Origin of the sequence: Nostoc cf. edaphicum LEGE 07299, from assembly GCF_015207245.1 — a bacterium.
Classification (GTDB): domain Bacteria; phylum Cyanobacteriota; class Cyanobacteriia; order Cyanobacteriales; family Nostocaceae; genus Nostoc; species Nostoc edaphicum_B.
Genome location: NZ_JADEXF010000318.1, coordinates 1 through 5,342, shown reverse-complemented (window position 1 = coordinate 5,342; position 5,342 = coordinate 1). Strand labels below are relative to the sequence as shown.

The following is a 5,342-nucleotide window of genomic DNA, read 5'->3' as shown; positions in this document are numbered from 1 at the left end:
CTTTATCAACTGAAGTAGAACAACTACTGCGAGATGTGGTGCGTCTGTCAGCCAAATTAACCGAACAAAATATTGAATTGCCAGAAGATTTGCCCGATCTACCAACAGAGTTATCTTATTGGGTAGCCAGTAATCTTTATGGTGTCGCCGCAGAGCAGCAATTATTGTTAGAAATGCAAGATACTGTGACTCGTCTAGAGCGGGAAGCAGAAATTTTAACTTCTACTCGGAATCACTTGGCAGCTCGCGCTGTTCTCAAAGATACATTTAGTGAAAAGTGAGGAGTTAGGAGTTAAGAGTGAGGAGTTAGGAATAAAAAATAAAAATAAAAGCTCGACAACTTATAATTTATATTTCCTAGCTGATAACTGGTAAATCCCAAATGATAACTCTTAACAAATAACTTCTAACTTTTTAAGTAAGGGCGGTGATCGGTAAAACATTGTAAGCGCCAAGAATTTTTAAAATCTCTGTGTGGGTAGTTAATTCTGCTAAAGCAGATTGCATTTGTGCTTCCTTGGCATCTGCTTCTAAATCTATGAAAAACAAGTATTCGCCTAGCGATCGCTTCGTCGGACGAGATTCAATCCGGCTGAGGTTAATCCCTAGTTGAGCAAATATTTGCAAAGGTTTGACTAATGCTCCAGGTGTGTTGGCAGGCATACTAAAAGCCAGCGATGTGTGACTAGCAGGCGCTTTTGTTGCCTGGTATCCAGCGTCCACTTCACCTTGACTTACTACCCAAAAACGAGTAAAGTTTTCTGGATAGTCGTTGATGTTACTGGCAAGTATCGGCAATTTGTAGAGTTGAGCGGCTCTACTAGAAGCGATCGCTGCTGTTGTTGTCTCTTGCTCCAATCGCTGTAGTGCTTCGGTTGTAGAATTGCTAGGAATAATCTGTATAGTCGGCAAAAACTGCTCTAACCATCCTTGACATTGTGCCAAAGCTTGGGGGTGAGAGTAAACAGTTTTAATACTATCTAAATTAGGCGCACAAGAAATTAACATGTGGGCAATGGGTAATACCAAAGCCAACTGAATTCGCAAACTGTCTAACTGCCAAAGTGTATCCAGTGTTGTAGTAACACTTCCTTCAATAGAATTTTCCACTGGTACAACAGCCAACTGCGCTTGACCATTCGCAACGGCGTGCAGTGATTGGGAAATGCTGGGATAGGGGCATAATCTAGCTTCAATTCCCCTACTTTTGCTCAACCAGTTGGCATAAAAAATAGTTGCTTGTTCTGCATAAGTACCGGAAGGCCCTAAATGTGCGATCGATAAAGTCATGTGTTTATTAGTTATCTGTTCAATTTATAGACTATATCGTTAGTAAACCCAGCATTTCTTTATTGACCAACAATATTGCTTTAATTTGATTTATTTAATTACATACTGCTCTTGTAGATAGTGTAATTATACAGTTTGTACCTGTACAACACTGTGGTTACTTGACTAAATAGAGCAAATGTACTAGTTTAACTTCAGTGGTTGTTTCAGTGAGAAATAAACATTATGAAGTTTTCTTACACAATTCTTTATGTAAAGGATGTTGTCCAATCGGTTGCTTTTTATGAAAAGGCATTTGGTCTGAAACAGCAGTTTATTCACGAGAGCAAACAATACGCCGAGATGGAAACGGGTGGAACAACTCTTGCTTTCGCCTCAAATGAACTTGCAAAATCTAACCTTCCCCAAGGATTCCAAGAAAACAGTCTATTAAATCTACCTGCTGGTATTGAGGTTGGTTTTGTAACAGACGATACAGCAGCAGCTTTGTCGCGTGCCATAGAAGGTGGTGCTGTGGTTGTTGCAGATGCCAAAGTTAAACCTTGGGGACAAACAGTGGCTTATGTCCGTGATTTGGATGGAATTCTTGTTGAAATTGCTAGTTCAATGTAATCTAAATTAAAAAAAATAAACATAATAAATTAATCAATAATAAAAGTATCAAACAATTACTTCCTTCAATTCATGGCTACCAAGTTTACTGCCTCCCAATCAGTGGAAATCGCTGTTCCAGAGCAGCCTATTCCCATTCAGCACTACTTGCGCCAGCCTCAACGTCTAGTTAAGGCTTTGGCTGACACCAGTAGAATTCAGCAGCTTTCTGAGGAAGTATTTCGCTTGAAAATGCGTCCGCTAACTTTTATGTCATTGAGTATTCAACCTACTGTAGACATGAGAGTCTGGGCAGAATCAAATGGAATAATTTATTTGCGATCGCTAAACTGTGAAATTTTAGGTTTCGAGTATATTAACCAGCGCTTTGCTCTCAATTTAAAAGGCTATTTGTCTCCTAAAGAGTTTAGCACTGGCACTCGTCTGCAAGGAAAAGCTGATTTAGAAGTCGTGGTGGATTTCCCACCGCCATTTTCCTTTACTCCTAAGCCGATTTTAGAAGCTACTGGCAATGGTTTGCTTAAAAGCGTACTGTTGTCAGTCAAGCAACGGTTATTAAATCAACTTTTAGCAGATTATCGCTACTGGGTGATATCACAAACCAAAGATAGAGGACTTGACAGTGATAGTACTGAATTACCAATCCTGAATGCTGAGTAATTTTTTAACAAACAGAATTCAGAAGCCAGGAGCCAGAATTTAGAATTGAATTCTGTAATTAATAAAAGGTCTATAGCAAGATCCCACAGAGTTTTCTAGATTAATTCATTCTGAATTCTGTATTCTTCAATCACTCAACACTCAGACCTTTGATTTGGCAAGGACGAAAAGACTGACGATGTAGGGGCGAAGGCCCGTATTGTTGCAAAGCCAGCAAATGCCGCTGGCTACCATAACCCTTGTTACATTCCAGGTTGTACATAGGGTATTTTAATGCTAGACGCATTATCAGATCGTCACGCCAAACCTTAGCGACAATACTAGCAGAGGCAATAGCGAGCGATCGCTCGTCCCCTTTAACTATTGTTTGTTGCGGCAATAGCAAATCTTTGATTGACTGATTGCCGTCAATTAAGCAGAGTGCAGGCTGTACCTTTAACTTCAGCACAGCCCGCTTCATTGCTAACAACGTCGCTTGCAAAATATTTATCTTGTCAATTTCAGCAGTAGAAGCAAACCCAATTTTCCAATCTATAGCCAGCGCACAAATTTGCTGCGCTAGCTGAGTTCTCCGAGAACTAGACAACTTTTTACTGTCTTTGATTTTAGCTGCCATCAGTATTGGCAAAGCGCGATCTGGTAGGAGCACTGCTGCCGCCACCACAGGACCAAACAGAGCGCCTCGCCCTACTTCATCCACACCTGCAACCAACCCTGGAATATCTGACAAGGTAGAAAACTCTAGCCAAGTGGATTGTTCCAAAGGCGTTGGCGATGTTTCTACCATAAATTAAATTAATTATCCTCGATCGCTGAGGAACGGCGACGGCGGCGGCGGCTGGCAATAGCGCTGCTATTAGCTTCATTTTCATCTGCAATTTCCTTCGCGGCAGCTTTCGCAGACAAGCGCCCCGAAGGATTCACAGTTAACTCCGACGGTGGTTCAGTTGTCTCTTCGATTAAAGATTTTTGTTCTGGCTCAATAACTTTTGGTGTCGGTATTTTGCTTGCAGTTATTTCAGGTGTTGCCTTTTGGGCAATAGTGATTATTTCAGGTATTGCTTTTTGGACAATAGTTGATTCTGAGGTTGATTCAATTGGGGTGGTTGGTTTTTGACCGGGCTGAATCACATTAATAATCACAGACTTGGTATTTTTCACCTCTTGCTCTAACTTCACCAAGGGAGATATTCCCATCAAGGCAAATATATCCTGTTCTTGGAGGCTCATTTCTACAGTTCTAATCTCCGGTGGTTCGACCACTGGTTTAACTGGTTCTGCCTTGATAATTTTAGTGCGCTCTACTCTTTCACTCCAGCCTGGTTTACCAAGGGTGGGTGAGGGAATTTCTGGCGCAACTCCTAGTTCTGGTTCTGGTTCTATATCCAGGTCTAAATCTGGCTCGTTAACAAAAGTCAGGGGACTGGGAACAATCCGAGCTTCATCTTTCCCGTTTAACCCATTGACACCAATTCGACTGCGGCGAGTCCGGGTACGGCGCTTATCATTAAGTTCTTGATAACTAGGATGATTGATCAGATTTAGGTTGCTCAATTCCGAGTCGCCGTCAAATCCTTCCCCAAATCCATCATATGTTTCTCGTGGTTCTGGGATGCGGGCAGAAGGCTGACGTGGTTCTCGGTGAGGCAAGGATACAAAACGTTCGCGCTCTGGTGTCTCTGCCGGTATTGGCAATCGGTTTTCAATTTCTCCAGGCAGACGCACGGTATGTCCTAAACCGCCACAGGTAGGACAAGTTTCACCAAACAATTCATAAATATTTTGACCCTGACGTTTGCGGGTCAATTCTACTAAACCCAGTTCGGTAAGTTGGGCAATCTGGGGACGAGCTTTGTCTGCTTTGAGTGCTTTATTAAAGTGTTCGAGAACTTGTAGTTGGTCGCGTCGCGATTCCATATCGATAAAATCAACGACGATCACCCCAGCGATATTTCGCAGACGCAACTGGCGAGCGATTTCTGTTGCTGCTTCGCAGTTTGTCCACAAAACTGTTTCTCTAGCTGTTGCCGATCGTGTAAACGAACCTGAGTTAACATCGATTACGGTTAATGCCTCTGTCGGCTCGATGATAATGTAACCGCCAGAAGGTAGGTCTACCCTTGGTTTCAGTGCTTCTCTAATCGCAGCAGTGATGCGGAAGTATTCTAAAATTGGGGAGCGATCGCGATGATGGTCAATCAACAATCCCTGCGGTGTTTGACCGCCGCTCCAATTTTGCAAGTACTGTTTGACGCGCTTCAAACCAGTGCTGGAATCCACGACAATCCGGTTGACATCCGCGCCGTACATATCCCGCAATACGCGCTGGATAAAGTCATCATCTCGGTTGAGCAGTGCTGGAGCACGGGTGGAATGAGCTTCCTGCTGGATAGCCTCCCATTGCTTTTGCAGCAATTCCAAATCTTCCATAATTGCTTCTTCGGGTTTGCCTTCTGCTTCTGTACGCACAAGCAAACCCATTCCCGCCGGCTTGACCAAAATCGCCAGCGCTCGCAAGCGGTTGCGCTCACTTTCACTTTTAATCCGTCGGGATAAATTTACGCCCCGACCGTAGGGCATCAGTACTACGTAGCGTCCAGGTAAGGTGATATTACCCGTAAGCCTGGGTCCTTTTGTCCCCGTTGGCTCTTTCATTACTTGCACCAAAACTTTCTGCTGTGGTGCTAATAGTTCTGTAATTGCCGCTGCGGTACGCTTGAGCTTCAATGGCCCCAAGTCAGTAACGTGAATAAAACCGTTGCGCTCTGGGTCGCCAATAT

Annotated in this window: 6 protein-coding genes; 3 read left to right on the top strand and 3 right to left on the bottom strand. The window is 43.2% G+C overall.

The features are described from left to right. The coding region (locus IQ229_RS11485; protein WP_409339923.1) for an LON peptidase substrate-binding domain-containing protein at positions 1-281 on the top strand (281 nt) is incomplete at its 5' end. Between the two features lie 133 nt (positions 282-414). On the opposite strand, the gene pheA is transcribed toward IQ229_RS11485, so the two are convergent. Then, positions 415-1,290, bottom strand: coding sequence for a prephenate dehydratase (pheA, locus tag IQ229_RS11480; protein ID WP_194043799.1), 876 nt, complete (start codon positions 1,288-1,290; stop codon positions 415-417). Positions 1,291-1,515: 225 nt separating this feature from the next. On the opposite strand from pheA, the gene IQ229_RS11475 reads away from it, so the two are divergent. Further along, entirely contained in the window at positions 1,516-1,902 is a 387-nt protein-coding gene (locus tag IQ229_RS11475; protein ID WP_194043797.1) for a VOC family protein, read from the top strand. Between the two features lie 72 nt (positions 1,903-1,974). Then, positions 1,975-2,562, top strand: a complete 588-nt coding sequence (locus IQ229_RS11470; protein ID WP_194043795.1) for a DUF1997 domain-containing protein — start codon at positions 1,975-1,977, stop codon at positions 2,560-2,562. A 130-nt stretch (positions 2,563-2,692) separates the two neighbouring features. Here IQ229_RS11470 and IQ229_RS11465 read toward each other — a convergent pair whose 3' ends face one another. Beyond that, positions 2,693-3,349 (bottom strand): ribonuclease HII, encoded by a 657-nt coding sequence (locus tag IQ229_RS11465; protein WP_194043793.1) that lies wholly within the window; start codon positions 3,347-3,349, stop codon positions 2,693-2,695. An 8-nt stretch (positions 3,350-3,357) separates the two neighbouring features. Further along, the coding region (locus IQ229_RS11460) for an Rne/Rng family ribonuclease (protein WP_194043791.1) at positions 3,358-5,342 on the bottom strand (1,985 nt) is incomplete at its 5' end.